The organism is Desulfonatronum thiodismutans (genome assembly GCF_000717475.1).
Taxonomy (GTDB): Bacteria; Desulfobacterota; Desulfovibrionia; order Desulfovibrionales; family Desulfonatronaceae; genus Desulfonatronum; species Desulfonatronum thiodismutans.
The window spans coordinates 399,633-424,057 of sequence record NZ_JPIK01000005.1; the positions used below are offsets into that span (position 1 = coordinate 399,633).

27 protein-coding genes are annotated in these 24,425 nt (G+C 61.5%); 10 read left to right on the forward strand and 17 right to left on the reverse strand.

All coding sequences use genetic code 11. The features are described 5' to 3' along the window. Window positions 1–13: 13 nt before the first annotated feature. From GY33_RS0105200 to GY33_RS0105285, 17 genes are all read right to left on the reverse strand, one after another. Window positions 14–337, reverse strand: a complete 324-nt coding sequence (locus GY33_RS0105200) for a nucleotidyltransferase domain-containing protein (protein ID WP_031386323.1) — start codon at window positions 335–337, stop codon at window positions 14–16. After that, window positions 307–696, reverse strand: a complete 390-nt coding sequence (locus GY33_RS18995) for a HEPN domain-containing protein (RefSeq protein ID WP_035271302.1) — start codon at window positions 694–696, stop codon at window positions 307–309. The genes GY33_RS0105200 and GY33_RS18995 overlap by 31 nt, the downstream gene beginning before the upstream one ends. A 31-nt stretch (window positions 697–727) precedes the next feature. Next, window positions 728–3,454 carry a hypothetical protein gene (locus tag GY33_RS0105210; protein ID WP_152555080.1) on the reverse strand — a complete coding sequence of 909 codons (2,727 nt, stop codon included), beginning with the start codon at window positions 3,452–3,454 and terminating at the stop codon, window positions 728–730. A 48-nt stretch (window positions 3,455–3,502) separates the two neighbouring features. After that, a complete protein-coding gene (locus GY33_RS0105215; protein ID WP_233248384.1) occupies window positions 3,503–3,706 on the reverse strand; it encodes a type II toxin-antitoxin system HicA family toxin in 204 nt (67 codons plus the stop codon). Continuing rightward, entirely contained in the window at window positions 3,693–3,920 is a 228-nt protein-coding gene (locus GY33_RS0105220; RefSeq protein ID WP_031386327.1) for a type II toxin-antitoxin system HicB family antitoxin, read from the reverse strand. The genes GY33_RS0105215 and GY33_RS0105220 overlap by 14 nt, the downstream gene beginning before the upstream one ends. A 115-nt stretch (window positions 3,921–4,035) precedes the next feature. Continuing rightward, the gene (locus GY33_RS0105225; protein WP_031386328.1) at window positions 4,036–5,313 is read right to left on the reverse strand and encodes an amidohydrolase family protein; all 1,278 of its coding nucleotides are present in this window, start codon (window positions 5,311–5,313) and stop codon (window positions 4,036–4,038) included. Beyond that, window positions 5,298–7,925 (reverse strand): selenium-dependent xanthine dehydrogenase, encoded by a 2,628-nt coding sequence (gene xdh, locus GY33_RS0105230; protein ID WP_051822310.1) that lies wholly within the window; start codon window positions 7,923–7,925, stop codon window positions 5,298–5,300. Before xdh ends, GY33_RS0105225 begins: the two co-directional genes overlap by 16 nt. Before the next feature lie 47 nt (window positions 7,926–7,972). Further along, a complete protein-coding gene (locus GY33_RS20305; protein WP_084184789.1) occupies window positions 7,973–8,197 on the reverse strand; it encodes a type II toxin-antitoxin system HicA family toxin in 225 nt (74 codons plus the stop codon). Next, window positions 8,194–8,724: a DUF2442 domain-containing protein gene (locus tag GY33_RS21515; RefSeq protein WP_200874833.1), complete on the reverse strand. Its 531-nt coding sequence runs from the start codon at window positions 8,722–8,724 to the stop codon at window positions 8,194–8,196. The genes GY33_RS20305 and GY33_RS21515 overlap by 4 nt, the downstream gene beginning before the upstream one ends. 66 nt (window positions 8,725–8,790) lie before the next feature. Beyond that, entirely contained in the window at window positions 8,791–10,278 is a 1,488-nt protein-coding gene (locus GY33_RS0105250) for a pyridoxal-phosphate dependent enzyme (protein WP_031386331.1), read from the reverse strand. A gap of 228 nt (window positions 10,279–10,506) precedes the next feature. Further along, window positions 10,507–10,800: a helix-hairpin-helix domain-containing protein gene (locus tag GY33_RS0105255; RefSeq protein ID WP_031386332.1), complete on the reverse strand. Its 294-nt coding sequence runs from the start codon at window positions 10,798–10,800 to the stop codon at window positions 10,507–10,509. A 56-nt stretch (window positions 10,801–10,856) separates the two neighbouring features. Beyond that, the gene (locus GY33_RS0105260) at window positions 10,857–11,711 is read right to left on the reverse strand and encodes a KilA-N domain-containing protein (RefSeq protein ID WP_051822311.1); all 855 of its coding nucleotides are present in this window, start codon (window positions 11,709–11,711) and stop codon (window positions 10,857–10,859) included. A gap of 335 nt (window positions 11,712–12,046) precedes the next feature. Beyond that, window positions 12,047–12,502 carry a hypothetical protein gene (locus tag GY33_RS20900; protein WP_152555081.1) on the reverse strand — a complete coding sequence of 152 codons (456 nt, stop codon included), beginning with the start codon at window positions 12,500–12,502 and terminating at the stop codon, window positions 12,047–12,049. Between the two features lie 106 nt (window positions 12,503–12,608). Continuing rightward, window positions 12,609–13,922, reverse strand: a complete 1,314-nt coding sequence (thrC, locus tag GY33_RS0105270) for a threonine synthase (RefSeq protein ID WP_035271305.1) — start codon at window positions 13,920–13,922, stop codon at window positions 12,609–12,611. A 21-nt stretch (window positions 13,923–13,943) separates the two neighbouring features. Next, on the reverse strand, window positions 13,944–14,705 hold the full coding sequence (locus GY33_RS0105275; protein WP_031386336.1) for an ABC transporter permease: 762 nt from the start codon (window positions 14,703–14,705) through the stop codon (window positions 13,944–13,946). Beyond that, window positions 14,689–15,555, reverse strand: coding sequence for an ABC transporter ATP-binding protein (locus tag GY33_RS0105280; protein ID WP_051822312.1), 867 nt, complete (start codon window positions 15,553–15,555; stop codon window positions 14,689–14,691). Before GY33_RS0105280 ends, GY33_RS0105275 begins: the two co-directional genes overlap by 17 nt. A 17-nt stretch (window positions 15,556–15,572) precedes the next feature. Continuing rightward, window positions 15,573–16,619 (reverse strand): ABC transporter substrate-binding protein, encoded by a 1,047-nt coding sequence (locus tag GY33_RS0105285; RefSeq protein WP_084184790.1) that lies wholly within the window; start codon window positions 16,617–16,619, stop codon window positions 15,573–15,575. Window positions 16,620–16,981: 362 nt separating this feature from the next. Here GY33_RS0105285 and ffh point away from each other — a divergent pair, with 362 nt between their 5' ends. From ffh to GY33_RS0105340, 10 genes are all read left to right on the forward strand, one after another. Next, the gene (ffh, locus tag GY33_RS0105295; protein WP_031386340.1) at window positions 16,982–18,442 is read left to right on the forward strand and encodes a signal recognition particle protein; all 1,461 of its coding nucleotides are present in this window, start codon (window positions 16,982–16,984) and stop codon (window positions 18,440–18,442) included. A 73-nt stretch (window positions 18,443–18,515) separates the two neighbouring features. Beyond that, window positions 18,516–18,770 (forward strand): 30S ribosomal protein S16, encoded by a 255-nt coding sequence (gene rpsP, locus GY33_RS0105300; protein WP_028573444.1) that lies wholly within the window; start codon window positions 18,516–18,518, stop codon window positions 18,768–18,770. Window positions 18,771–18,875: 105 nt separating this feature from the next. Then, window positions 18,876–19,106 carry a KH domain-containing protein gene (locus GY33_RS0105305; protein ID WP_031386341.1) on the forward strand — a complete coding sequence of 77 codons (231 nt, stop codon included), beginning with the start codon at window positions 18,876–18,878 and terminating at the stop codon, window positions 19,104–19,106. 11 nt (window positions 19,107–19,117) lie between these two features. Further along, window positions 19,118–19,672, forward strand: a complete 555-nt coding sequence (gene rimM, locus GY33_RS0105310; RefSeq protein WP_031386342.1) for a ribosome maturation factor RimM — start codon at window positions 19,118–19,120, stop codon at window positions 19,670–19,672. Between the two features lie 173 nt (window positions 19,673–19,845). Beyond that, entirely contained in the window at window positions 19,846–21,129 is a 1,284-nt protein-coding gene (gene trmD / locus GY33_RS0105315; protein WP_031386343.1) for a tRNA (guanosine(37)-N1)-methyltransferase TrmD, read from the forward strand. Window positions 21,130–21,190: 61 nt separating this feature from the next. Further along, window positions 21,191–21,544 (forward strand): 50S ribosomal protein L19, encoded by a 354-nt coding sequence (gene rplS, locus GY33_RS0105320; RefSeq protein ID WP_028573449.1) that lies wholly within the window; start codon window positions 21,191–21,193, stop codon window positions 21,542–21,544. Between the two features lie 92 nt (window positions 21,545–21,636). After that, window positions 21,637–22,275 (forward strand): ribonuclease HII, encoded by a 639-nt coding sequence (locus GY33_RS0105325; protein ID WP_051822327.1) that lies wholly within the window; start codon window positions 21,637–21,639, stop codon window positions 22,273–22,275. Continuing rightward, window positions 22,257–22,661: a YraN family protein gene (locus GY33_RS0105330; RefSeq protein WP_031386345.1), complete on the forward strand. Its 405-nt coding sequence runs from the start codon at window positions 22,257–22,259 to the stop codon at window positions 22,659–22,661. The genes GY33_RS0105325 and GY33_RS0105330 overlap by 19 nt, the downstream gene beginning before the upstream one ends. Next, window positions 22,603–23,463, forward strand: a complete 861-nt coding sequence (gene rsmI, locus GY33_RS0105335; RefSeq protein WP_031386346.1) for a 16S rRNA (cytidine(1402)-2'-O)-methyltransferase — start codon at window positions 22,603–22,605, stop codon at window positions 23,461–23,463. Before GY33_RS0105330 ends, rsmI begins: the two co-directional genes overlap by 59 nt. Continuing rightward, the gene (locus GY33_RS0105340; RefSeq protein ID WP_035271308.1) at window positions 23,460–24,266 is read left to right on the forward strand and encodes a PTS system mannose/fructose/sorbose family transporter subunit IID; all 807 of its coding nucleotides are present in this window, start codon (window positions 23,460–23,462) and stop codon (window positions 24,264–24,266) included. The genes rsmI and GY33_RS0105340 overlap by 4 nt, the downstream gene beginning before the upstream one ends. Window positions 24,267–24,425: the final 159 nt, after the last annotated feature.

Below are 24,425 nucleotides of genomic sequence, written 5' to 3' on the forward strand. Positions count from 1 at the left end.
TATTGTTCGTTTTTTACACAGTAATCTGAACGCCTTCGCGACGCGCGCATTCGATAATGGTGCTTTCATCATCCGTCTTCCAGCGGTTCAACCCAACGGGCAGCGGTTCAATCCGACTGTCCGTCCGTGCGGCTGTTCGCCAAAGCAGATTGATGTCTTCCCGGCTGTATGGCGTGTCGTAGGCCGGGGATACGACAAGAAGATCAATATCGCTCCAGCGATGAAAGTCATTGCGGGCACGGGAACCGTACATTACCCCGAAACTGACTGGAATGCCGAGGCGAGTCAGTTCTTTCAGGTAGTTTTTTACGGCAATTTGAGTTGATTCATCATCCATAGAAGCATTTCTCCGGATTTTTGCACTAACATATGCGCCTCGGTGCGCGAAGGAAGCAGTCCCCAGGTATCTGGGTAGCGACCTTCGATATTGAGTGGATTCATTTCGGCGAGAAAATCCAATTGTTCTTGTAGAAAATCGATGCCTGACATTTCGGCTAATACGCTGAGATTATGCATTTTAGGTGCAATGTCGCCGGTGTTGAGGCAGATGTGGGCTTTGATGATCTTTTCGAGGGAGAGGTGCAGAAAGAAAAGTCCATGCCGAATTTTTCCTGAATCCACGAGTTGCGTCGCAACCTCAAAGTCCTCATCAGCGCCCTTTCGCCAATATGAGATATGCTTGTCGATATTCACCATGAGCTGTTTTCCTGTACTGGATACACGGTGTTCAGCAGGGAGCAATCGGCAACCCCATGATCATTGTGAACAGCAATCCCGCCTCCATGGCTGGTCCAATGTCGGCCTGATCCGTGTGCGATGGCAGGTCGGCATCAATGGGGCTCAACGTATCCGGGTTGAGGGTGAGGGTCAAAGAATTGCTTTCGTAGCGCAGGCCTTCGGCGGTGCGGGTCAGGCTGGCCGGGGCGCCGTGGTGCAGGATTTCCATGCGGTTCGGGGTGGCCGGGAAATAGCCGTTCTGCTCGTCCTCGAAGCTGGCTCTGGTCAGGTGAAAGCGCGGCTTGTCCCTGAAGGGCGCGCCCGAGGAGGGGCAGAAGGTGGCGCAGTTGCCGCAGGTGTTGCAGGCGTCGGCCAGGATCACGATCTGGGTACGGTCGGCCAGGGGGCGGGTTTCCGTGATCCGGATGGCGGGTTTGCCGTCCGGGGCGCGATGGACGTCGCCACCGGTAATGGGACCGAGGAAGGACGGCAAGGCCACGATGGCCCGGTTGGGGCAGACCGTGACGCAGATTTCGCACAGACTGTCGCAGCGCAGGCAGCGGGCGGCCTCCAAGGGCATGGCCTCGTCGTCGGTGACTTTCCGAGACCCGGAGTCAGGATCGGCGTATGGGCCGAAATCGCGGACATGCCGAGCCAGGCGAAGGGTTGCAATGTCGGCGTCGGGGTGAGGCGTAAGCCTTGGACTGAAGCCTCTGGATCGCAAATAGACTTGCGCGGCCTCGCGGCCCATGGCCACGGCCTTGGGCAGGCTGGCGGGGCCGGTGGGCAGGGGGGCGTCAAAGGTGAAGATGTGGTCGCTCTTCGGTTGGTTCTGTGCCGCGCCCACAAGGACAATGAGCGTTCCGCATCGCGTCTCGGCTGGAGAGGTGTTTTGTCGGCTCAAGACGCTCAGGTCGGCGAGATCCGCGAGCAGGGCGCGTTTGGCGGGTGTGGCTTCATCCGCTTGGAGGGCGTTCTCCGGTACGAGCAGGGCCACATCCACTCCGGCCTGGATCAGTATCCCGGCGCAACTAACGCTCCGGGCGTTCAGGCCGTGAACTGCCACGGAGGCTTGGCTAGCGGCTCGCGAGTGGTAGGGTGAACTCGCTGAAGCAGACCCTCCCATACGGGCTGCCGCGGCCTTGGCCTCCCGGATGCGTAAAGGGATGTCCAGGTTGCCCCGTGCGCAGCGCTTGCGGCACAGGGCGTCGCAGGCCAGGCCCAGGTGATGGGCCAGGGGGTTGGTGGCCCGGATGGTGGCCAGCGCGGCCTGGGGGGCGTTTTGCGCCAGGTGGGCCAGGTAGGCCGGGATGTCCTGCCCAGCGGCGCAGGCCGCGGTGCAGGGCGCGGTGAAGCAGTCCCGGCGGGGCAAGGGGCGGGGGATTTTTACGTCCGCCCGGGGCTTGGCCTTTTTGGCATAGCGGTGGGCCGTGGCCGTGGTCCGGGCATGGGCGGCGAGGCCTGGGCCGCGGGCTTGCCATTGCTCCAGACTTCCGGCTCCGGCAGCGGCCATCCGTTCCATCAGAACGTCCAGGTATTGACGCAACCGGGCGTAACCGCCGGGTTTGAGCAGGTCGCTGCATGTCGTCACCGGTCCCAGCCCGGCGGCCAGCAGGTCCGGAATGTTGAAGGCGTCGGCCCCGGCGCAGAAGGACATGGGCGGACAGCCTTCGACGTTTGCTCCGGTATTCTCCGGTTTGGAGTCCTGTTGCCCTCCTAGGTGTTCCCGCAGCAGCAAGGCGACGTGTACGGCCAGGGGATGCAGGGGGCGGCCGCTGCAATAGACCTGCTGTTCCGCCTCGGGCAAGGCCGAGCGGTTCACGCAGGGCAGGGTGTTGGTCAGCTTGAGGTTGAACTCCACGCCCCGCTTGCGGGCCGCGGCGGACAGGGAGCGGATGATGGGCAAAGCCTGGCCCAGGGACAGGTCCTTGGCGAAAACCGCATCCGGCACCTCCAGGTCCCAGCCCAGTCCCTGGAGCAGGGCGCGGACCCGTTCCGGCCCGAGCAGGGTGGGGTTGAGCTTCAAGGTGGTGTGCAGCCCCCGGTCCTCGATGAAATGCAGGGCAATGCGCTGGATCTCGTCCGGGGGGCAGCCGTGCATGGTGGAGATGGTCAGGCTGGTGCTGACTCCGTCGGGCAGTTCCACCTCGGCCAGTTCGGGGCAGACGCGGGACAAGCGCGTCGCGGCCTCGGCCATGTCCTCCGGACAGTGGGCCATGCGGTCCAGGAAGCGGGTCATGGCCGGACTGGTAATCCCGGCCAGATCGTACCCCGCGCTCATGTTCAGGATGAAACCGGGATCGCGTCCGTCCTCGCTGGCGGGAAAAATCATTTTTCGGCGCAGGGCCAGGATCAGCAACAGGCCGTGCAGGTACTCGTCAAAGGACTGCTCCAGCTTGAGTTCCTGGGACCATTCGCAGTTGTAACCCTCGTCGCGCATGTCGATGCACGGTCTGGCCAGGGTCAGTTCGTCCAGAATCTGAACGGTCTTCAATTCCAGATACCGTCCCCCGCACAACCAGGCGGCCACCAGATTGCGGGCCAACTGGGTATGCGGCCCGGCGGCCGCGCCGATGGGCGTTTCCAGGCGTTGGCCGTAGCGGGCCATGGTGAAGGGATCTTCGGGGCTTGGCCGGAAGAAACAGGCCTTGGGAATGCCCAGGATTTGTCCGTGCTCGAGTTCGTCGAGCATGGAAGCCAGAAGTTGGTCGTGGGGGATGGGGTGGAAGCGGTCCATGGTCATTTCTCTATTCAGCTACTCGGCTGGTAATCAAAATTAACCCTCTCATTTCAACAGATCGTCAAAGGAAAGCTCGGCATCTCTCAGGATTTTCCTTAAAAGGCCTTTGCCGACATCCTGACAGGAATGAGAAGGGACTGTTACCGTACGTCCATCCTGATGACGCAGTCGGACATGGCTGCCACGCTGGCGGACAACCAAAAAGCCTTGCCTCTTCAGCGCCTTGAGAACCTCTTCAGACGTGAGCATGGGAAGGTTCATAATCAATGCTCACCTTTTGGACTCCAATGAATTCGTTTTGCGAGTAGGGTTCTTCAATGCACATCTCAATGACTTCCTGGATGTTACTCAACATCTCTTCCATGGTTCGTCCCTGCGCGTAACAGGCTCGTAAGCTTGGAACTTCACCGACAAAAAAGCCGTCCTCATCTTTCTCGACCACGACGAAAAAGTCCTTGGCCATATGATCCTCCAATTTCAGATGTGACTGTTCAGAAATACTCTCCGGTTGTGGCGTTGATTCACGCGATTTTATGTCCAGCCCCACGCTGGAATTATCGATCACTATGCTGCATTTCTCAACTGTCCGCCAATCGTTCCCACAACCTTTGGGCCTGTTCCCGGGCATAGCTCAGGATTTCCGTCTCGTCATGGCTGACCAGACGGCGGTTTTCGACCACGATTCGGCCTTGGGCGATGACCGTATGCACGTGGACGGCTTCCAGGCCGAAGAGGAAATGGCCGAGCATGTTGTCCGGGGTCATGGGGGTGGGCGTGTCGTAGTCCAGGATGACCAGATTGTTGGGGCCGTCGCCCGGCGCGTTGACGCGGCGGATCAATTCGTGGACGCGGCGCAGGCGGTCGTAGGCTTCGCGGAAGTCCAGGCTTTCGGCGCTCTGTCCGGCGATGAAGGCGGCCTTGAGGGCCCGGAGCATGTCCACGTGCATTCCGTCCGTGCCCAGGATCACCCGGGGGCCGAGGTCGTCGTAGCGGCCCAGGCCGACGTTGTTGTTCAGATTGGATTCACTGGCCTGGGCCACGAAGACCGGGGAGCGGCGCAGCAGTTCCCGCTCAGTGTCGTCCAGGTGCACGCAGTGGGCCAGCAAAGTGCACGGCGAGGTCAGGGCTCCGGCGTCGGCCAGGCGTTGGACCACCCGTTTTCCGTGTTGCTCCAGACAGTGGTTCTGGTCCGCCAGATCCTCGGCCACGTGCAGGTGCAGCCCGGTCCGGTATTTCTCGGCCAGGGCCACGGCCCGGGCGAGCAGATCGTCGTCCACGGTAAAGGAGGCATGCAGCCCGACCTGACCGATCCGGCCCGATGCAAGGTAGGCTTCGGTCTCGGCCAGCCCGGCCTCCTTGACCGCCTCGCCGTCGCGGCAGGACATTTCATAGCACAGCAGATGCCCCAGCCCCACGGCGTCAAAGGCCTTGGCAATGGTCTCCAGGCTGCCCTCCACGGCAAAGGGGGAGGCGTGGTGATCCACGACAAAGGTCACCCCGCGCTTGGCGCAGAGCAGGGCCGTGGCCAGGGCGCTGGCCTCGATCATGGGCAAATCCAGCCGCTTGTCCAGCCGCCACCAGACCAGATCAAGAATCTCGGGGAAATTGGTGGGCGTGCGGGGCGGGGCGGGCATGCCCCGGGCAAAGGTGGAGTACAGGTGATGGTGGCCCAGGGCAAAGGAGCGGGTTACCAGCTTCCCGGCGCAGTCCAACTCTTGCTGGTTGTCAGAAAACTGCGGGCGGCGGTCCAGGATTTCCAGGTCGCCGTCAGGTCCCGGCGTGACCCGAAGGCAGGCGTCATGCAGGGTCAGGGTGTCCGGGTCCAGCCAGCGGGCATTGGTCAGTAGCAGCTCCATGCGGTGTCTCCTTCGCTATCCTGTGCGCTTTCGCCGACTGGTTCTCCCAGGGGCTCCAGAGGCAGGGTTCGGCGGGGCAGGCCGTCGTAGCGGTAAAAGGCCGCGGCAATGGCCGGGGCCGTGGGAATGGAGCCGATCTCGCCAACGCCCTTGGCCCCGCGGGGGCCTTCCGGGTCCGCGTTGTCCACGGCGACGACCGTGATCTTGGGCATGACGTCGGCGCGCAGCAGCCCCACGTCCCGGAATTTGTCCGAGGCCAGATGCCCCCCCTCCAGGCGGAGCCGTTCCGAAAGGGCCGCGCCCATGCCCATGAGCACCCCGCCTTCGATCTGGCCTTCCAGCATCCGGCGGTTGACTACGGTTCCGGCGTCGTGGGCCGCCACTACTTCCTGGACTTTGCCGTGGGCGTCCAGGAGCACCAGATGGGCCGCGAAGCTGTAGGCCACGTGGCTGCGAAACGTGCCCGGCTCGCCGCCCGGGGCGGTGTCCGTGCAAAGGTAGCGGCCTTCGTAGGTCCGCCCGGCCAAGGCCTCCAGTCCGCCCTCCGTGGCCATGTCGGCCTTGATCTTTTCCGCGGCGTCCAACACGGCCCGGCCAAGCTGGAAGGTGCCCCGGCTGGCCGTGGTCGCTCCGGCCACGGCTCCGTGGCGGGTGTCCGAGTCCACCGCGATTTTCGACAGATCGTCGATGCCCAGAATCTCAGCCAGGAACTGGGCGGCCACGGTGTGGATGCCTTGACCCATTTCAGACCAGCCGTGGTGCAGGACCAGCCTACCGCCCTCGTGGATTTCCACCAGGGCCACGCATTCTTCAACCAAGCCGTTGCCGATGCCGCAGTTCTTGATTCCGCAAGACAGTCCGGCCCGTCCGGATTTTTTGACCCGCTCCCAGGGCTCGCGCAGGGCTTCCAGACAGGCCCGCAGGCCGATGCCCGGTCCCAACACCTGGCCCGTGGCCACCATCCGGCCTTGGTCCAGGGCGTTGTCGTATCGAAAATGCCAGGGATCGAATCCGCCGGCCCTGCACAGCCGTTCGACCATGGCCTCCATGGCGAAGACGGCCTGGTTCACGCCGAAGCCCCGCATGGCCCCGTTGGGAATGTTGTTGGTGAACACGGCCCGGGATTCGATGTCCACCACCGGGACGTGGTAGGCCCCGCTGGCATGAGTGGCGGCCCGGGCCATGACCGCCGCGCCCACCGAGGCGTAGGCCCCTGTATCCCCCAGGATGCGCGCCTTGAGAGCCGTAAGTCGGCCCTGGGAATCGCAGCCCGCGGCATAGGCCAGGCGCATGGGGTGGCGCTTGGGGTGCATGCGCAGGGACTCGGGCCGGGAAAGCTTGACCTTCACCGGAGCCTTAAGCAGCAGCGCGGCCAGGGCCGCATGGTGCTGCACGGTCAGATCTTCCTTGCCGCCAAAAGCCCCGCCGCAATCCACCATGGTCGCTCGGACTTTGTCCTTGGGCAGGCCCAGAACCCGGGCCACGTCGTCCCGGTCGTGATAGATGCCCTGGCCCTGGGTGTGGAAGTGGATTCCGCCGGTGTCCGGGTCCGGCAGGGCCACGGCGCATTCGGGTTCCAGGAAGCCGTGTTCAATGGGCGCGGTGTGGAAGGTCTCCGTGACCACGAAGGCGGAGCCGCGCAAGGCCTCGTCCACGTCCCCGCCCCGGCGCACGGTCTTCACGGCCAGCAGGTTCCCGGCCTCGTGAACCCGGATCGGACTCTGTTCAGCCTGCTCCATGTCGGTCAACGGCTCCAGGGCTTCATACTCCACATGAATCAACGCGGCCGCGGCCCGGGCCTGCTCCCTGGTCCCGGCCACCACGCAGGCCAGCACGTCGGCCACGGTGCGGGTGGTTTCGCCCGGGGCCACGTACATGGGCAAGTCCGGGACGATCATGCCCACGCTGCGCTCTCCGGGCACATCCGTCGAAGTGAGCACGCGGACCACGCCCGGCGCGGCCAGGGCTCTGCTGGTGTCGATGGCCACGATCCGGGCCCGGGGATGGGCGCTGAAATGCAGCGCGCCGTGGAGCATGCCCGGAAAGCGGAGGTCGTCGGTAAACAACTGACTGCCCACGGCCCGCTCAAAGGCCCCGTAGCGGACGGGACTGGCACCGAGCACCGGCGGGTCGGCATCCAAACGCGGGGACGCATCGCCACGAAGGACGCGAGCTGCCTCCAAAATGGCGTCCACGATCTTCACGTACCCGGTGCACCGGCACAGATGCGGCCGCACGGCCTTGACCACCTCTGCGACGGTGGGTTCGGCGTTTTGCTCCAGCAAAAGCTTGGTCCGGGTCAGAAAACCCGGCGTGCAGAAGCCGCACTGCACCGCGCCCTTTTCCGCAAAGGTCCGGCCCAGGACGCGGCGCAGGTCTTCCGGAAAACCCTCCAGGGTCAGGACGTGCTTGCCCGCCACCTTGCGCATGGGCGTGGCGCAGGCAAAGGCAGCCCGCCCGTCCACCTCCACCAGGCAGGCCCCGCAGGCCGCCTGACCGGAGCAGCCGTCCTTGGCCGCGGTCAACCCCTGGTCCTCCCGCAGCCAGGTGAGCAGGGAGCGTTCCGGGTCGCCGTCGTAGGTCGCGGGGGTGTTGTTCAGGATGAAGTCCATGGTGATGCCGGATGGTTAGGGGGAATAGACAAAGGAGACATTCGGACTCAATTCACCGTATCCAATTCACTACGGGTGATTTTACAGTCCCGGAGGATTTGAGCAAGAAGTCCACGTCCGATGGTTTCGCTTCGGTGGACGGGAACCACCGTGCAACGCCCGTCTGGGTGGCGAAGGAAGTGGTGGCTTCCTTTGATGCGAATCAACTCGAAGCCAAGGAGGCAAAGTGCCTTGACGAGTTGCTTTCCAGTTGGCGTTGAAAAAGAAGTCATGCAGGTATTGAGATACGTTGAACACCTATAAACTGACTGGAAACAGGTTCTTCAACTTCCAGACACAGCTCGATAGCTTCCTTGATTCGCTTCATCAGTGTGTCCAGCGATTTAGCTTGGGTATGGCATCCGCGGAGGGCTGGCACCGAGGCGACATAATAACCGTCTTCGTCCAACTCAATCACCACATTGAACTCTTTAACCATTGCAAGTCCTCCTCGTCGAGCCTCAGTGCCCTTGCTTGCTTGTTTCAGGCCGAGGTTGAGTTCGGAATTGGCATTGTTGTCGTATTGTCCGTAGGCTATAGGTGGTTCGTAAACCATCGGGAATGCTTTGGGGCGTTTGATCGAGTCCAGGGGCAAGTCGATATCGAGTTCAGGCCACCTCAAATGCCCCGATCTCTCTTCAATGACGCGGAACACCTTCTGAACTGGAGCTTCCAGGAACCAGGGGAAGTCGTCATAGCTCAGCAAGTATTCCTTTCCGGCGTACATGAGCCTGAGGCCGACCGGGGAGATGTCGGTCACTTCAGGTCCTGAGATACTTGTCTCAGTGCTTACGGATTGCATCTATTTTTTTCTCCACGATCATTTTCAATTCTCTCCAAGTCCCGCCAACAACCCCACCCGTTCATTGAACGCCTCGATCAGCCGGTCGATCTCCGGCAGTTGGCGGGGGATGCTGGTCCAGTAGTCCTCGTCGTACCATTGGGCCTGGATTTCCTCAAAGGTCTTGCCCTGTTGCTCGACCCAGGTGAAGTATTTCAGGTTGTGGACGCGCTTGCGGTCCCAGTGGTTCAGTTCCAGGAGGTTGTCCAGGCCCTGGCCCAGGAGGTGGCGTTCGAAGGCCACGGCGGCGTCCGTGGGGCTGAAGGGCCCGCGCTCGGCGGCCAGTTCTTCCAGGCGGCTACCATACATTTCCATGGAGTCCGTGGCCACTGTGGCCACCAGGTCGTCCGGCCCCAGCTCGAACCATTTGGCGAACTTGGCCGCGGAAATGATGTTCGACCAGCCGGAGATGCCGATCAGGTCCAGCTGTTCCACCAGGGCCGGGGCCACGCCCCGTGAGGTCAGGTACTCGCGTCCGGCTTCCTCGTTGGCCAGGCGGATGAGCTGCATGGGGGCCTCGTCGTCGATGGCCAGGATCATGTCCGTGTTCTTGACGTTGTGCACCCAGGGCACGTGCTTGTCGCCGATGCCCTCGATGCGGTGCTCGCCAAAGCCGTTGAAGAGCAGGGTGGGGCACTGGCCGGCCTCGCAGGCCGCGATTTTCAGGGCCGGAAAGCGGGCCTTGAGGTAGTCCCCGGCGGCCAGGGTGCCGCCCGAGCCGGTGGCCAGGATCAGGCCGCGAATCCGGGAGGGCTTGTCCGTCAGCCCGGTCATGACCTCTTCCAGGGCCGGGCCGGTAATCTCGTGGTGCCAGAGGTAGTTTCCGAACTCGTCGAACTGGTTGAAGATGACCACGTCGTCGCCGGAAGCGCGCAGCTCATGGCACTTGTCGAATATTTCCTTGACGTTGGATTCCGATCCGGGCGTCTTGATGATCTCCCCGGCCACCGTGGTCAGCCATTCGAAGCGCTCCCGGCTCATGCCCTCGGGCAGGATGGCGATGGAGGAGCAGCCCAGCAGGGCCGAATCATAGGCCCCGCCCCGGCAGTAGTTGCCCGTGGAGGGCCAGACCGCCTTCTGGGTGCTGGGATCGAACTGGCCGGTGACCAGCCGGGGCGCGAGGCAGCCAAAGGCCGCGCCGACCTTGTGCGCGCCCGTGGGGAACCATTTGCCGGTGAGGACCACGATCCGGCAGGGCGCACCGGTCAGCGCCGGGGGCAGAACCAGATGGTTGACTCCGCCGAATCCGCCGCCCGAGGCCGTGGGCTCGTTGCGCCAGGTGATCCGGAACAGGTTGGCCGGGTCCAGGTCCCAGAGGCCGAGGCGGGACAGCTTCTCGCGCATGGCCGCGGGGATGGTTTGCGGGTCGCGCATCTGGGCAAAGGTGGGAATGATGACGCCGCGCTCCCGGGCCCGTTCCACGGCCCGGTCCAGCCCGGCTTCGTTGATGGTCAGATCGATGGCCGCGGACATGATGAGTTCCTTTTTCAGTAAAGATTGTTGGTGAGATCGGTGTCGTGTCGTCCACCGCTTGCTAAGCGGAGCCGCCCGTGTGTCAGGGAGGGTGGATTCTCAGGCAGGCTGTCTTGGGTAGTTACCAGCAGAAGGAGCGTGCTTCAAGCCTCAATGGCTTGAGGAGAGCGGGCCGGGGTGATCTAGGGGGACGTCGATGGTGGCCAGACGGCGCTCATGGCGTGAAAATCAACGGGCGGATTCCAGCATTTGCTTCCGCTCCCGCGTATATTCCCACCAGCACCGGGGCGCTTCGCCGTTCATGAACCTGGTCACGGAGAGAAACACGTCGATTACGCAGGGGTCTTGCTGTTTGCCGGTGACGGTCTGGAGGCGCTCGTACATTTCCAGCGGGTCCATGCCTTTGAGCTGTTCGGGCCGGTGAACTCCCAAAAGCCGAAGATCCTCGGCCATGGCCCGTCCGATGTTCGGCAGATCCGTCAGTTCGTGAAGACGGTCGCGGTGGACTTTGGCGGGGTGCAAAGGAGGCTCCTTGGCTGTATGCGGTGCGTGGGCTGTTGAGATATTTCAACCAGGAGTTAATCTACAGACCTTGAGGACGCATTGATGACTCCACCTTCCAGCCGTTTGATGCTCCGGTCGGTGGCCAGGATTTCCATTTGTTCGATGGCGATGCGGTTCAGCTTTCGCAGCCGTTCGGATTGTTCAACGGCCTCATTGATGAACAGAGCGTTCAAATTTTCCAGGTTGGCCAGACAAACCAGTTGGGCCGCGTTGGCCTGATCGCGGATATTGCCTTTTTCCTTGGGATTCGCGTCCCGCCATTGCTTGGCCGTCATGCCGAAAAGCGCCATGTTCAGCACGTCAGCTTCGTTGGCATAGACCAGATTGACCTGTTGGCCGGTCAGCTTCGGCGGGATGAGGTACGCCTTGATGGCATCGGTGTGGATGCGGTAATTTATCTTGGCAAGATTGCGCTTGATGTCCCAGCCCAACTGCGCCTGCTCGGTCTCCTTGAGCCGTTGGAACTCTTTGATCAGGTAGAGCTTGAACTCCACGGAAACCCAGGAGGCGAACTCGAAGGCGATGTCGCGATGAGCATACGTCCCACCGTAGCGGCCGGCTTTGGATAAAATGCCTATGGCGCCAGTTAGCTCGATCCACTTGGACGGCGTCATCACAAAAGCGTTGCTTCCCGACTCATTTCTAACCGTGTCGAATTCCACACGGTTAAAATCAGGGTTGTTCAAGACCTCCCAAATTCCCAGAAATTCGATGGATGAACGCGTTCGCATCCAGTTCTGAATGACGAAACGGGGGTCATCCGAGTTCTTGTGTTTGGCGATATCGGTGAGGGAAATAAAATCCTCCCTCTCAATCCGCTGCACCCGCACTGTTGCATTTAGAACCGTTATCTCCGTGTTTTTACGCATCAGGATATCCTTCAAGCTGTGGTGAGGAGAATTTAAAAATACTTTAGCTGGCTATGTGCGGTGGATGTGGAAGATTCTATGGCAATTCAACGTGATTTTGAAGCGATAATTGTTGCGAAAGATTACGATATTAAAACGGAAAATGTCTTGCAATTTGTAAATGAAATTTAATAATCGCGTATGATTGTTGATTTGTGCTTTGGAAATAAATATGGAAAAAACTCTATACGATGAGCGCAAGATTGTTGCGATGTTTTCGAGGATCGCAAATCCGTTTTGCAGGTTAACGAAAAAGATGTGATGAGTAGCGATTATTTCTTCGAAGCCAACGTTTTTTAGATTGATGCCAAATTCGAGAGAAGAGTGGCCCAATCTTCATCTGGAATTTCTTTCGGTACAAATACGGTGGTTCCGGTGATATGCATGGCTGCGGAGATACCACCTTGGCCCATATTCGACAGAATTCGAAGCTTTTTCGAAGCAGTATCTTTGTGCATCTGACGTTCCGGATTTCCTAGTGGTAGTATGCGAAATGGAAGCCTCCATCTTTCAGGCCAGATACCTGTTACCACTTGATCAGGATTAGGAGGCGAATAGACTAGAAACGGTGTAGTAAAACTATGCGTTTCGTTGCAATATAGAATTCCAGACGCACCAATCTGCATTGAACGCGACTTTGTAGTGCGTGTTTTCATATCGTTTTCAGACGTCTCTGCCACGGCCCACATCCGCGCACCAACTCCTGCCCAGATATTCGTAAGATTTTTTGATGCAAATGCGTAAAGTTTCATAGATACTCCACTTTAGGGATAATAGCCTGATTATACAGGTTTTTGCAGGTGTTCATCAAGGTTCGCCGGGGAAAGATATTGCGCGTCATCTTTCAACCGTATCGATCTACCGCGCTGTCAATACATCCAAGACTTGGTCCAGACCTCTCCGCCCAACAGACACCGGCGTCGGTGAAAGGTTCTGGTCCGAACAGGCCTGAATGGCCGAGGCGACATCCTTTAGGCCGGAGCCGGTGATCAGCAGGCAGATGGTTTCCTCGGGGGAAAGATTTCCGGCTTGGGTGGCGGTCAGGGCACCGGCCAGGGCTGCGGCGCCTGCGGGTTCGGCGAAGACGCCGGTGTTTTGGGCCAGGGTGGGGATGGCTTGGAGGATGGTTGGGTCGTCCACCTTGATGAACGCGCCGTGGGTTTCCCGGACCGCGGCCAGGGCTTTGAGGCGGTCGCGGGGCAGGCCGGCGGAGATGGAGTCGGCCACGGTGTGGGCCGGGATGGCGGGTTTGGTCAGCGGGTCTTCGTTGTTGTGCCAGGCTTGGTGGAGGTAGTCGCTGCCCGCGGCCTGAACGCCCATCAGTCGGGGCAGGCGGGTGGTCAGGCCCAGGGCTTTCAGGTCGGCGAAGCCTTTGTGCAGGCCGCCGATGATGCAGCCGTCGCCCACGCCGACGAAGACCCGGTCCGGGACCTCCCAGCCGGACTGTTCGGCGATTTCGTACGCGGCTGTTTTTTTTCCCTCGGTCATGAAGGGGTTGTAGGCGGTATTGCGGTTGTACCAGGGACGGACCTGGCAGGCGGCCATGCACAGGTCAAAGGCGTCGTCGTAGCTGCCTTGAACGGTGAAGACCCGGGCTCCGAAGGCCAGCAGTTGGGCCACCTTGGCCTGGGGGGCCGAGGCGGGCACGAAGATCACGCACTCCAGGTTCATGGACGCGGCCATGCCGGCCAGGGCCGCGGCGGCGTTGCCCGTGCTGGCGCAGGCCACGGTGGTCAGGCCCATGGACTTGGCCTGGGCAACGGCCAGGGCGCTGGCCCGGTCCTTGAGCGAGGCCGTGGGTTGGCGGGTTTCGTCCTTGATCCGCACCCGGGCCACGCCCAGCAGCCTGGCCAGGCGCGGCGACTCGTACAGGGGCGTCCAGCCCACGGTCAGGGGCGGTGTTTCGGCGTCCAGGGGCAGGGGGAGGAGGGAACGGTAGCGCCACAGGGTTTCAGGGCCCCGGGCCAGGGCTTCCGGGGTGAACGCGGATCGGGCCGCCTGGTAGTCGTAGCGCAGGTCCAGGATGCCCTCGTTCTTGAGGTCTCCGGCATGGTCGGGGCAGACGTAGCCCATATCATTGGGGGCGACGGTCCTGGCGCAGATTTGGCAGACGGCGTGGGTGACGAAGGGACCTTGGGGAAAGGGCGGCGTGACGGCGTGGCCCGTGGTCATGAGCGACTCCTCGATGAAGGGTTAGCTTCGAAAGGCCCAACCCGTGGTCCGCTTTTCCAGGGCCGCGAAGATGGCGTACATCCCGATGCCCATGGCCGCGATGACGATCAGTCCGGCAAAGACCAGGGGAACGTTGAACCGGGCGCTGGCGGACATCATCAGGTAGCCGATGCCCTCGTTGGAGGCCACGGTTTCGGAAATTACCGAGCCGACAAAGGCCAGGGTTACGGCGATTTTCAGGGAGGCGAAGAAATAGGGCATGGAATTGGGGATGCCCACCTTGAGCAGAATGGTCAGCTTGGACGCGCCCAGGACCCGCAGCACGTCCTCCAACTCCGGCTCGATGGTGGCCAGGCCGGTGGCCACGTTGACCACCACGGGAAAGAAGGAGATCAAAAACGCGGTGATGATCGCCGGAACCGTGCCGATCCCGAACCAGATCACCAGCAGGGGCACCAGGGCCACCTTGGGCACGGAATTAAAGCCGATCAGGATCGGGTAAAAGGCCCGGTAGAGCAGTTTGGACGAGCCGATGATCACGCCCACGAGCATGCCGAAGACCACGGCCAGCCCGAATCCGGCCAGGGTGGTGTAGAGGGTCTGCAAGGCGTGCTTGCTGATGGGGCCGGCGAACTCGTATCCGGCCATCACGGCCTCGCTGGGCGGCGGCAGGATGTAGCTGGGGATTTTAGCCAGCCGGGAGACGGCTTCCCAGGCCACGAACATGGCCACGGTGACGATCACCGGGGAGTAGCGCTCCAGGTTTTTACGCAGTGGGGACATCGGCGATTCCTTGGGGGCCGTCGCAGCGCACGCGTTCGATGTGGCCGCGCAGCTCGTGGACGATGTCCACGAAGGCCGGTTCGTAGCAGGTTTCCAGGGTGCGCGGTTTGGGCAGGTCCACGCGGCGGCTGTGCACGATGCGTCCCGGGCGGCTGCTCATCACGTGGACCGTGTCCGCCAGGAACACGGCCTCGCGCAGGTCGTGGGTCACCAGGACCACGGTGAGCTGCTTGGCGCGGCGCAGATCGGCCAGCACGCACCACAATTCTTCACGGGTGAAGGCGTCCAGGGCCCCGAAAGGCTCGTCCAGCATCAGCAGCCGGGGATCGTGGATCAGGGCGCGGCAGAGATTGGCCCGCTGGCGCATGCCGCCGGAGAGTTCCCAAGGTTGCTTGGATTCGTAGGGCGCCAAACCCACGGTCCGCAACAGGTTGCGGGCTCGTTCCAGATAGGCGGCCTTTTCCTTGCGCAGTCGGCCGCGGTGGGGCTCCACGATTTCCAGGGGGAGCATGATGTTGCGCAGGGTGTCGCGCCAGGGCAGGAGGGTGGGGTTCTGGAAGGCCATGCCAACGAAGGAGAGCGTGCCGTTGACCCGGTTGCCGTCCACGAAGACCGCGCCCTTGGTCGGAGGCATCAGCCCGGTGACCAGCTTGAGCAGGGTGGACTTGCCGCATCCCGACGGTCCGACCACGGCCACGAAGTCCCCTTCGCGGATATCCAGGTTCAGTCCTTGGACGGCCAGGCTCTCGGCGTCCTCGCCATAGGCCAGGTCGACGTCCTTGATTTCAACGAACAGGCCCGCACGGCCGGTTTGGCCGTGCGGGTCCGCGTGATCTGCTTGCGATGTCATGGGGTGGAAGATCGCCCTTAGAAGATGGACCGGGTTTCTTGATCGGGCAGGAAGGAGCGGTCGAAAACAGCTTCCGGAGCGGGTGTTGTGGAGAGATCAAAGGCGTTGACCACTTCGGCGATGGCCTTGGCCAGGCGCTCGTCGTCCACGTCGCCCATGCCGTTGGCAGCGGCGTATTCCGTGGCCACGCTGGTCTCGATGGCCAACTTCAGTCTACGGGTTTCCAGGTCCACGTCGATCAGGCCGTCCCGCTGGCGGACGTAGGCGATGGCCGCTGCTGGATCTTCCAGGGTTTCAGCCCAACCCCGAACCACGGCGCGCAGGAAGCCCTTGACCACTTCGGGCTGGGCGGCCAATTGCGGGGAGACGATGATGGCGTTGCCGTACAGATTTACGCCGTAGTCCGGATACAGGAAGACCGTCAGTTCGTCGGCGGGAATGCCCAGGTTCTCCAGGTTGAGCAGGCTGGTGAAATAGAAGCCGGAGATGGCGTCCACCTGGCCGCGCAGCAGCATGGGCTCGCGCAGGGGCGGGTCCATGGAGGTCCAGTTCACGGCGTCGGCATCCAGGCCGGTGGCCGCGGCAAAGGCGGAAAAGGTCTTGCGGGGGGAGTCGAAGACCGGCGCGCCCAGGGTCTTGCCGGCCAGGTCCGCCGGGGTCTGGATGCCGCTTTCCTTTTTCGTGAAAATGGCGAAGGGCGGGTGATCGTAAACCATGAACACGGCCTTCAGGGCTTGGTCCGGGTTGCCCACGTTGAACTCGATCATGGCGTTGATGTCCGCGAAGCCGACGTCGTAGGCTCCGGAGGCGACCCGATTCACGGCCCCGGCCGACCCGGTCCCGGAATCAATGGTCACGTTCAGACCTTCCTCCGCGAAATAACCTCGGGCATGGGCCAGGAGGTACGGCGCGATGGGTCCTTCGAACTTCCAGTCCAGGGTGAAGCGGACCGGGGTCTGGGCCGAGGCGGAGGCGGCCAGGACAAGGGACAGGCCCAGGCATAGGCACAGCGTGGACAAACTCAGGGTGATGCGGGAAGACAGCGAGGACAAGGTCTTGAGCATTGGGTTCCTCCAAGCGGAAACGTTTCGGGGTGAGGGTCTTGGCGACGAACGTGATTGTCGGGTCTGATTGCCGGGTTGCCGTGCGCGGAATCCAGCGACGAAAAGGTTTATAAGCAACGGATGTGCCATGGCCGGAATCCAGCGGTTTTCCTGGATCTTCCTGGTTTTTCCGGGTTCCGCGTCGAACTCTTGCGCGGTGGGAATGTTTCAAAAAACGTGCATTTTTGCAAGGTCGGATTACAAAAACGGCATGACGAGTCCGTATTGCCTTGACGTTTTACGGGCGGTTGACTCCGGTCCGGCTCTCGGATAATGCCATACGTTTTCGTTTTGTCTCTAGAAGCTTCAAGTCCGGATACCCCATGTTCGACAGTTTAGCGGATCGTCTGCAATCCGTCTTCAAAAAAATCCGCGGCCACGGCCGGCTGGATGAGAAGAGCATCCAGGAAGGCTTGCGCGAGGTGCGTCTGGCCTTGCTGGAAGCGGACGTCAATTTCAAGGTTGTCAAGGACTTCGTGGACCGGGTCCGGGAACGGGCCATGGGGCAGGACGTCCTGGGCAGTCTGACGCCCGGTCAGCAGGTGGTCAAGATCGTCCACGACGAGATGGTCGATTTGCTGGGCGGCGAGCATCTGGGGCTGCAGCTCCAGGGCAAGCCGCCGGTGGTCATCATGCTGGTCGGACTGCAAGGCTCGGGAAAGACGACCACCGCGGCCAAGCTGGCCCTGCATCTGCGCCGGGTGAAGCGTTCCCCCTACCTGGTCCCCGCGGACGTCTACCGCCCCGCAGCCATTGATCAGCTCCACAAGCTGGCCTCCCAACTGGACGTTCCGGCCTTTGCCTCCACTGCCCAGATGCGGCCCGTGGACATCTGTCTTCAGGCCCGGGACGAGGCGATCCGTGAGGGTCTGGATGTGCTCCTCGTGGACACGGCCGGGCGGCTACACATCGACGAATTGCTGATGGAAGAGCTGGTAGCCGTGAAACAGGCCATGAATCCTCAGGAAATTCTCTTTGTGGCCGACGCCATGACCGGTCAGGATGCGGTGAACGTGGCGGTCAAGTTCGACGAGCTTCTGGATCTGTCCGGCATCGTGCTGACCAAGATGGAAGGCGACGCCCGGGGCGGCGCGGCTCTGTCCATCAAGTCCGTGACCGGCAAGCCGATCAAGTTCGTGGGCATGGGTGAAAAGGTCAGCGACTTGGAGGCCTTTCATCCGGACCGCGTGGCTTCACGCATTCTGGGCATGGGCGACATCCTCTCGCTGATCGAAAAGGCCCAGGGCTCCATCGACCAGGATGAAGCCGAGGCCCTGCAGAAAAAGATGCAGAAGGCCGAGTTCAACCTGGAGGACTTTCGCACCCAGATGCGACGGTTGCGCAAACTCGGTTCCCTGGAGGGCATGCTCAAGCTGATTCCGGGCATGGGCGACCTTCGCAAGCAGCTTGGCGAGATGAAGATGCCGGAAAAGGAGATGGGCCGCATGGAGGCGATCATCAACTCCATGACCCCGACGGAGCGCAAGAACCCCAAGCTGATGAACGCGAACCGCAAGCTTCGGGTGGCCAAGGGCAGCGGCGTGAAAGTCCAGGACGTAAACGCCCTGTTGAAAAATTTCGAGCAGATGCAGAAGATGATGAAGAAAATGACCAGCGGGGGAGGTCTTGGAGGCATGAAGATGCCCTCCGGCCCCGGGGGGATGAGCTTGCCCGGCGGCATGGGCGGCCCTGGCGGCCTGACGCTTCCCGCGGGCATGTCGAAGCACGGGACCAAGTCCGCGACCAAGAAGAAAAAGGAACGGCGCAAGAAAAAACGCCGCTGACATGCACCGGCGCAAATCCACGCTCCCATTTCACGACACCATTTCAGATCAACTTGAAGAGAGGAACGCAGCAATGGCAATGAGAATCAGACTGACCCGGATGGGCTCCAAGAAGAAGCCGTTTTACCGCATCGTGGCCTTGAACAGCGAAACCCGCCGCGACGGCCGCGCTTTGGATTTTCTCGGCTACTACAACCCGATGAAAGAGCCCAACGAACTGAAGATCGACACGGACAAGGTTCGCGAATGGATGGCCAAGGGCGCCAAGCCCACGGACACGGTTCGTTCGCTGTTGGCCAGAGTGGGTTTCAATCAAGCCCAGGCCTAGCAGTTCGTTGAAAAACGCCTGCCTGCCGCGTGTTTCAAGCATCGCGGGCTTTGGCGTTTTTTCGAGCTGTTCCACGTCGATGAGCTTTTACGGAGTAAAGACGGCATGAAGGAACTCATCGAATATATTGCCACGTCCCTGGTGGATCAGCCCGAGGCCGTGCAGGTCTCCCTGGTGGAGGGCGAGCAGTCCTCCGTGGTGGAATTGCGCGTGGCCAAGGAAGACCTGGGCAAGGTGATCGGCAAGCAAGGCCGCACGGCCAAGGCCCTGCGTACGATTCTTGCCGCCGCCTCGGCCAAGGCCGACAAGCGGGTGGCGCTGGAAATCATCGAATAGGCGGGTTCACGATGTCCGGGCAACCGTTGGTCCTGGTCGGAGAGGTGATCAAGCCGCACGGTTTGGCAGGGGAGTTCAGTGTCAAAGTGCACGTGGACTCCCCTGATTTTTTTGCCCATGTCCCGCGTCTGTACCTGCGCCGTTCTCCCGGAGATCGTCCGCGTCCCGTGGCCGTGACCTCCTGGAGAATGCACAACGCACGACTTCTGCTGCGCCTGGACCAGATCCAGGGACGGGATGAAGTGGAACAGATTCGCGGGGCTGAGTTGCTGGCGCGCCCCGAGGATCTGCCCGACCGTTCGGAAGACGACATTTTCATTCATGAGCTGATCGGCATGCGGGTGCTGCTGCCATCCGGCAAACAACTGGGCCGGATCGAGAGCGTCAACACAGGCACCGGGGCCGGGGTCGGCCAGGAAATCTGGAGCATACGCGCCGAGTCGGGCCAAGAGGTGCTTTTTCCAGCGCACCAGGACTTCGTCCTGGAAGCGGACAGGGCCACGGCCACGGTGTGCATCGATCCGCCGCCGGGGCTGCTGGAATTGTATCTGGGCGAAGAAGGATAATGCCACTTCTCCTTCGGTAAAGCAGTATTCGCACGAAGAAAGGCAGTTCTCGGTGTCGGAGTCGGTATCGGGGTCGAATTAGTGTATAGACGAACAATCAGTGTCGATACCGATTCCGACACCGAAAAAAAAGCTTTGTATTAAAATGTGCTAAGATCCAGGACTCAGGCGGCATGCGGTTCAACATTGTCACGCTTTTTCCGGAGTTTTTCGCTTCGGCGCTGCAATGCGGCCTGCTGGGAAAGGCTCTGGAGCAGGAGACGGTCACGGTTCGGTTGATCAATCCGCGGGATTTCGCCGTGGATCGGCATCGCAGCGTGGACGACCGGCCTTACGGCGGCGGGCCGGGAATGGTCATGACCCTTCCGCCGCTGGCGGCGACTCTGCGGTCCCTGGAAGCCCCCGGCAGGATGGTCCTGCTGTGTCCCAAAGGGCGGCCCTTGGATCACGACCTGGCCGCGTCCCTGGCCCAAGAACCGGACGTTACCCTGATCTGCGGGCGGTACGAGGGCGTCGATCATCGTCTGGATTCTCTGTTTCCCCTGGAAAAGGTCAGCGTGGGCGGCGTGGTCCTCAATGGCGGGGAGACGCCGGCCCTGCACGTCCTGGAAGCGGTGTCCCGGCTCCTGCCCGGATTCATGGGCCACGAGGAGTCGTCGGCGGACGAGAGTTTCGTGGGCGGCCTGCTGGAGTATCCGCACTTTTCCAGGCCTGAGGTTTTTGAAGATTTGCGGGTGCCGGAGATTCTGCTGTCCGGGGACCATGCCAAGGTCGCGGCCTGGCGACGAGAGGAGTCTTTGCGGGCTACCCTGGAGTCGCGTCCGGACTTGCTGTCTAGGGCCACCCTGGAATCCGGGGACGTCCGGACCTTGAAAGAGTTGGCCAAGGGACGGCGACGAGCGGCCAGGAATTGTTTCCTGGCCCTGGTCCATGCTCCGGTCCTGAACAAGTTCGGGCAGAGCGGGGCGGTTTCTTTGACAAATCTGGACATCCACGATATTGCCCGCTGTTCTCGTACGTACGGCCTAGGCGGATATTTCATCTGCACCCCCTTGCGGGACCAACAGCAGTTGGCTGAACGTCTGCTGGGCCACTGGCTGAGCGGGCCGGGGGCTACGGCAAACCCGGATCGTGGGGAAGCACTGAGCTTGGTGCGCGTCGTGGACGGCCTGGAGCAGGCCGCGGACGCGGTGGCCGAGCGGTGTGGGAAGCGGCCGATGCTGGTTGCCACTTCTGCCCGAGGAGCGGGGAGCCTGACCTATCCTCAGGCCCGTGACCTGCTGGAGGACCAGCCGGTTTTACTGGTCCTGGGCACGGGGTACGGGTTGGCCCCGGAAGTGCTGGAACACTGCGTCGGAACCTTGCGCCCAGTACGCTGCTTCAGCGACTACAATCATCTTTCGGTACGCGCCGCCGCGGCCATTATGCTGGACCGGATCCTGGGCGACGACGGCTGATGTTCGGCCTTGTATCGTTCGGACGCGAATACTTTTATTTGATTCATAAGGAGACTTGGTCATGGATTTGATGAAAAAGATTGAATATTCCCAGATGCGCATGGACATTCCGCAGTTCAAGGCCGGAGACACGGTCAAGGTGCATGTCCGGATCATCGAAGGGGACAAGGAACGGATTCAGATGTTCGAAGGCGTGGTGCTCTGTCGGCATCGCGGCACCACCAACGCCACCTTCACCGTGCGCAAAATGTCCGACGGGATCGGCGTGGAGCGGATTTTTCCCCTGCATTCCCCCTTCATAGAGCGCGTGGAAGTTCTCAGCGAGGGCCGGGTCCGTCGCAGCCGGATTTTCTACCTGCGCAAGCTCCGGGGCAAGGCCAGCCGGATCAAGTCCAAGAACGCCTGGGATAACTAGGTTTCATGCCCGGGCCAACGTGTCGGCCCGTGGACGGGCGACTGTCCGGAAATATTTCCGGTAGTTTCTCCGGACTTTTGGCCGGTGAAGAAATGTCGCGCGGCTTCGGTCCGACCGCCGGGTTGGACGAGGCCGGGCGGGGATGCCTGGCCGGGCCCGTTGTGGCCGCGGCGGTCATTCTCCCCGAGTCCTACGATCTGCCCGGTCTGACCGATTCCAAAAAGCTTCGGGCCGAGGCGCGGGAGCGCATGGCTCGGGCCGTTCGGGAGCAGGCCGTGGCCTGGTCCCTGGGGCTTGCTTGGCCGCGGGAAATCGAGCGGGTGAACATCCTGCGGGCATCCCTGCTGGCCATGAGCCGCGCGGTGCGCACCCTGAAAGTTCGCCCGGAAGCGTTGATCGTGGACGGGCCGCATCGGGTTCCACTGGAAATGCCCCAACAGGCAGTGGTCAGGGCGGACGCCACGATTCCGGCTGTTTCCGCCGCGTCCATTTTGGCCAAGACCTTTCGCGACAAGCTCCTGACTTTTCTGGATCGCCGCCATCCGGGTTATGACTTGGCGATTCATAAAGGTTACCCCACGGCCCGACACCTGGAGGCCCTGCGCCGCCTGGGACCGGCTCCTGTGCACCGGCTGACCTTCAAAGGGGTTTTGGCCCCGACGGATTCAGGCGCGCGACCAGAAATGTTGCAGGGGCACCCACCGGAACAGCTATGGTTGCCGGGCATCTAGCCCAGGGCCGGGCCGGAGAGGACGCCGCGGTTCAATTGCTGAAGGGCCTGGGGTTTCATGTTCTGGAGCGCAACTGGCGCTGCCAAGTCGGCGAAGTGGACGTAATCTGCCTGGACCAGGACACCGTGGTTTTCGTCGAAGTCCGAACCCGAGGGACTTGCGCCCGCACCTCTCCGGCCCAGAGCGTAAACCGCTCCAAAATCACCAAGTTGACCCGGGCCGCCAGCTACTATCTCAGCCGGCGCGACTGGTGGGAGCGGCCATGCCGATTCGACGTGGTCGCGGTGATCCACACCCCCCAGGGACACCGACTGGAGCACATTCCCGATGCCTTTTCCTTCCCCCAGACTCTGGGTCGTGGCCGGAACCCTTGGCAACCCTGGTGACTTTTCGCCCAGGGCCAAAGAGGCGCTGGAAGGCGCGGACCTGATTCTGGCCGAGGACACCCGCCGGGCCGGATTGTTTTTTCAGCGCCACGGCGTCGTACCCAAAGGGACTCTGCGCAGTTTTTTCGAGCACAATGAGCGGGACCGGATTCCCGCGGTCCTGAGCGTTCTGGAACAGGGGCGCGACGTGGCCCTGATTTCCGACGCCGGTACCCCGCTGATCGGCGATCCGGGGTATCGTCTGGTCCGGGCCTGTCTCGACTCCGGAATCCCGGTCTCTCCGGTCCCCGGTCCATGCGCTCCGGTGGCCGCCTTGTGCGCTTCCGGCCTTCCTCCCTCTCCATTCACCTTCCTGGGTTTTTTGCCTCGACAGGCCGGGGACCAAAAACGGCTGTTCCTCTCGTGGTCCGAAGCGGCCACCACCCTGATATTTTTTGAGCGTAACTCCCGACTGCGCGATACACTTGAAACAGCCTTTGAATGTCTGGGGCCGCGGGAGCTTTGCCTGGCCCGTGAATTGACCAAGGAGCATGAGCAGATTATTCTGGGGCGTTTGGAAAACCATCAGAACATGGAGTGGGACCCTCGCGGTGAGATAACCGTGCTCGTTGGACCGCCGGAACCTCCGGAGAAGACCTTGGACGTGGATGTGGACCAGATGTTGTCGGAGGAAATGCCGGTCGGCCCGCCAAAGCAGGTGGCCGCTCGGGTTGCGGCCATGGCTCATGGCTGGTCTTCCAAGGAGGTCTACGCCAGGTTGATCGCCCTGGCCCGGGCCGCTCCCGACTCGAGGACCCCATGACCAGCCCCGTGACAGCCTCCCGGTCCTCTTCGGACACTTTTCCTTCCTCCCTCAGCTTTCGGGTCATGCTGCGCACGTACCTGCGCACCTATCTTGTCGGTGCCAACTACAACACTCGCGGAATGCAGAACGTTGGTTTGGCGCTGGCCCTTGAGCCAGGTTTGACCGCCATTCATCGCAATGCCCAGGAGTTGCGCAAAGCCCGGCGTCGGTCTCTGCAACACTACAATACCCATCCCTTCTGGACGCCGCTTCTGGCGGGCATTTTTTTGTCCCTGGAACGGGACATCGCCCGAGGAGTGCTTCCGCCGCCCATGTTGCAACGGGTCAAGAACACCACGACCTACACCCTGTCAGCCCTGGGCGATTCTTTTTTCAGCGGCGCGGCCCTGGTTTTTTTCGTCCTGGTTCTGACGCTGCTGCTTGCACATGGATGGACGGGATTGGCGTGGACATGGCTGATCTGCTGTTTTCTGGGTGTGCAGGTGTTCAAGCTGGCGACCTTTGTCGGCGGATTTCGGGAGGGCATCGCGTACTTGAGACGACTGAAGCGCTGGAACCTGATCAACTGGGGACAGCGGATCAAACTGGTCAACGCCGGGCTGTTGCTTCTGCTTTGGTGGCTGCTCTGGCCCGAACTGTACGTCGAGGGAGGCCCGGAATGGACGTGGATTTTTTGGACTGCCGTGGTGCTGTGCTGTGCTTTCGGATATTTCCGGCTGCGCGTGTCCAGGGCTTGGTTCGTGTTGGCCTTTCTTGCAGTCTGGGTCGGGCTGTGGACCGCTTGGAGCGGGGGGCTGTGAGGCGTATTCAGGAGTCAGAATTCAGGAGTCGGGAGTCGGAATTCGGAAGGCTAAAGAGAGAAAGCGAGATATGAGAGTCGGAAGGTGAAGATGGGATTCGGGAGCGTTGATGTCGGCATTCTGGAGACGCCGCCCGTGAAAACCTCCAATCAGGTTGAC

Coding starts and splice junctions, on each gene's coding strand:
- thrC (WP_035271305.1), bottom strand. CDS start 13,922: ATGACCACGGGCCACGCCGTCACGCCGCCCTTTCCCCAAGGTCCCTTC.
- GY33_RS18995 (WP_035271302.1), bottom strand. CDS start 696: ATGGTGAATATCGACAAGCATATCTCATATTGGCGAAAGGGCGCTGAT.
- xdh (WP_051822310.1), bottom strand. CDS start 7,925: ATGGACTTCATCCTGAACAACACCCCCGCGACCTACGACGGCGACCCG.
- GY33_RS0105225 (WP_031386328.1), bottom strand. CDS start 5,313: ATGGAGCTGCTACTGACCAATGCCCGCTGGCTGGACCCGGACACCCTG.
- GY33_RS0105220 (WP_031386327.1), bottom strand. CDS start 3,920: ATGGCCAAGGACTTTTTCGTCGTGGTCGAGAAAGATGAGGACGGCTTT.
- ffh (WP_031386340.1), top strand. CDS start 16,982: ATGTTCGACAGTTTAGCGGATCGTCTGCAATCCGTCTTCAAAAAAATC.
- GY33_RS0105200 (WP_031386323.1), bottom strand. CDS start 337: ATGGATGATGAATCAACTCAAATTGCCGTAAAAAACTACCTGAAAGAA.
- GY33_RS0105275 (WP_031386336.1), bottom strand. CDS start 14,705: ATGTCCCCACTGCGTAAAAACCTGGAGCGCTACTCCCCGGTGATCGTC.
- GY33_RS0105280 (WP_051822312.1), bottom strand. CDS start 15,555: ATGACATCGCAAGCAGATCACGCGGACCCGCACGGCCAAACCGGCCGT.
- GY33_RS0105210 (WP_152555080.1), bottom strand. CDS start 3,454: ATGGACCGCTTCCACCCCATCCCCCACGACCAACTTCTGGCTTCCATG.
- trmD (WP_031386343.1), top strand. CDS start 19,846: ATGCGGTTCAACATTGTCACGCTTTTTCCGGAGTTTTTCGCTTCGGCG.
- GY33_RS0105340 (WP_035271308.1), top strand. CDS start 23,460: ATGACCAGCCCCGTGACAGCCTCCCGGTCCTCTTCGGACACTTTTCCT.
- GY33_RS0105260 (WP_051822311.1), bottom strand. CDS start 11,711: ATGCGTAAAAACACGGAGATAACGGTTCTAAATGCAACAGTGCGGGTG.
- GY33_RS0105250 (WP_031386331.1), bottom strand. CDS start 10,278: ATGTCCGCGGCCATCGATCTGACCATCAACGAAGCCGGGCTGGACCGG.
- GY33_RS20900 (WP_152555081.1), bottom strand. CDS start 12,502: ATGAAACTTTACGCATTTGCATCAAAAAATCTTACGAATATCTGGGCA.
- GY33_RS0105330 (WP_031386345.1), top strand. CDS start 22,257: ATGGTTGCCGGGCATCTAGCCCAGGGCCGGGCCGGAGAGGACGCCGCG.
- GY33_RS0105325 (WP_051822327.1), top strand. CDS start 21,637: ATGTCGCGCGGCTTCGGTCCGACCGCCGGGTTGGACGAGGCCGGGCGG.
- rimM (WP_031386342.1), top strand. CDS start 19,118: ATGTCCGGGCAACCGTTGGTCCTGGTCGGAGAGGTGATCAAGCCGCAC.
- rplS (WP_028573449.1), top strand. CDS start 21,191: ATGGATTTGATGAAAAAGATTGAATATTCCCAGATGCGCATGGACATT.
- GY33_RS0105305 (WP_031386341.1), top strand. CDS start 18,876: ATGAAGGAACTCATCGAATATATTGCCACGTCCCTGGTGGATCAGCCC.
- rpsP (WP_028573444.1), top strand. CDS start 18,516: ATGGCAATGAGAATCAGACTGACCCGGATGGGCTCCAAGAAGAAGCCG.
- rsmI (WP_031386346.1), top strand. CDS start 22,603: ATGCCTTTTCCTTCCCCCAGACTCTGGGTCGTGGCCGGAACCCTTGGC.
- GY33_RS20305 (WP_084184789.1), bottom strand. CDS start 8,197: ATGACTTCTTTTTCAACGCCAACTGGAAAGCAACTCGTCAAGGCACTT.
- GY33_RS0105285 (WP_084184790.1), bottom strand. CDS start 16,619: ATGCTCAAGACCTTGTCCTCGCTGTCTTCCCGCATCACCCTGAGTTTG.
- GY33_RS0105215 (WP_233248384.1), bottom strand. CDS start 3,706: ATGCTCACGTCTGAAGAGGTTCTCAAGGCGCTGAAGAGGCAAGGCTTT.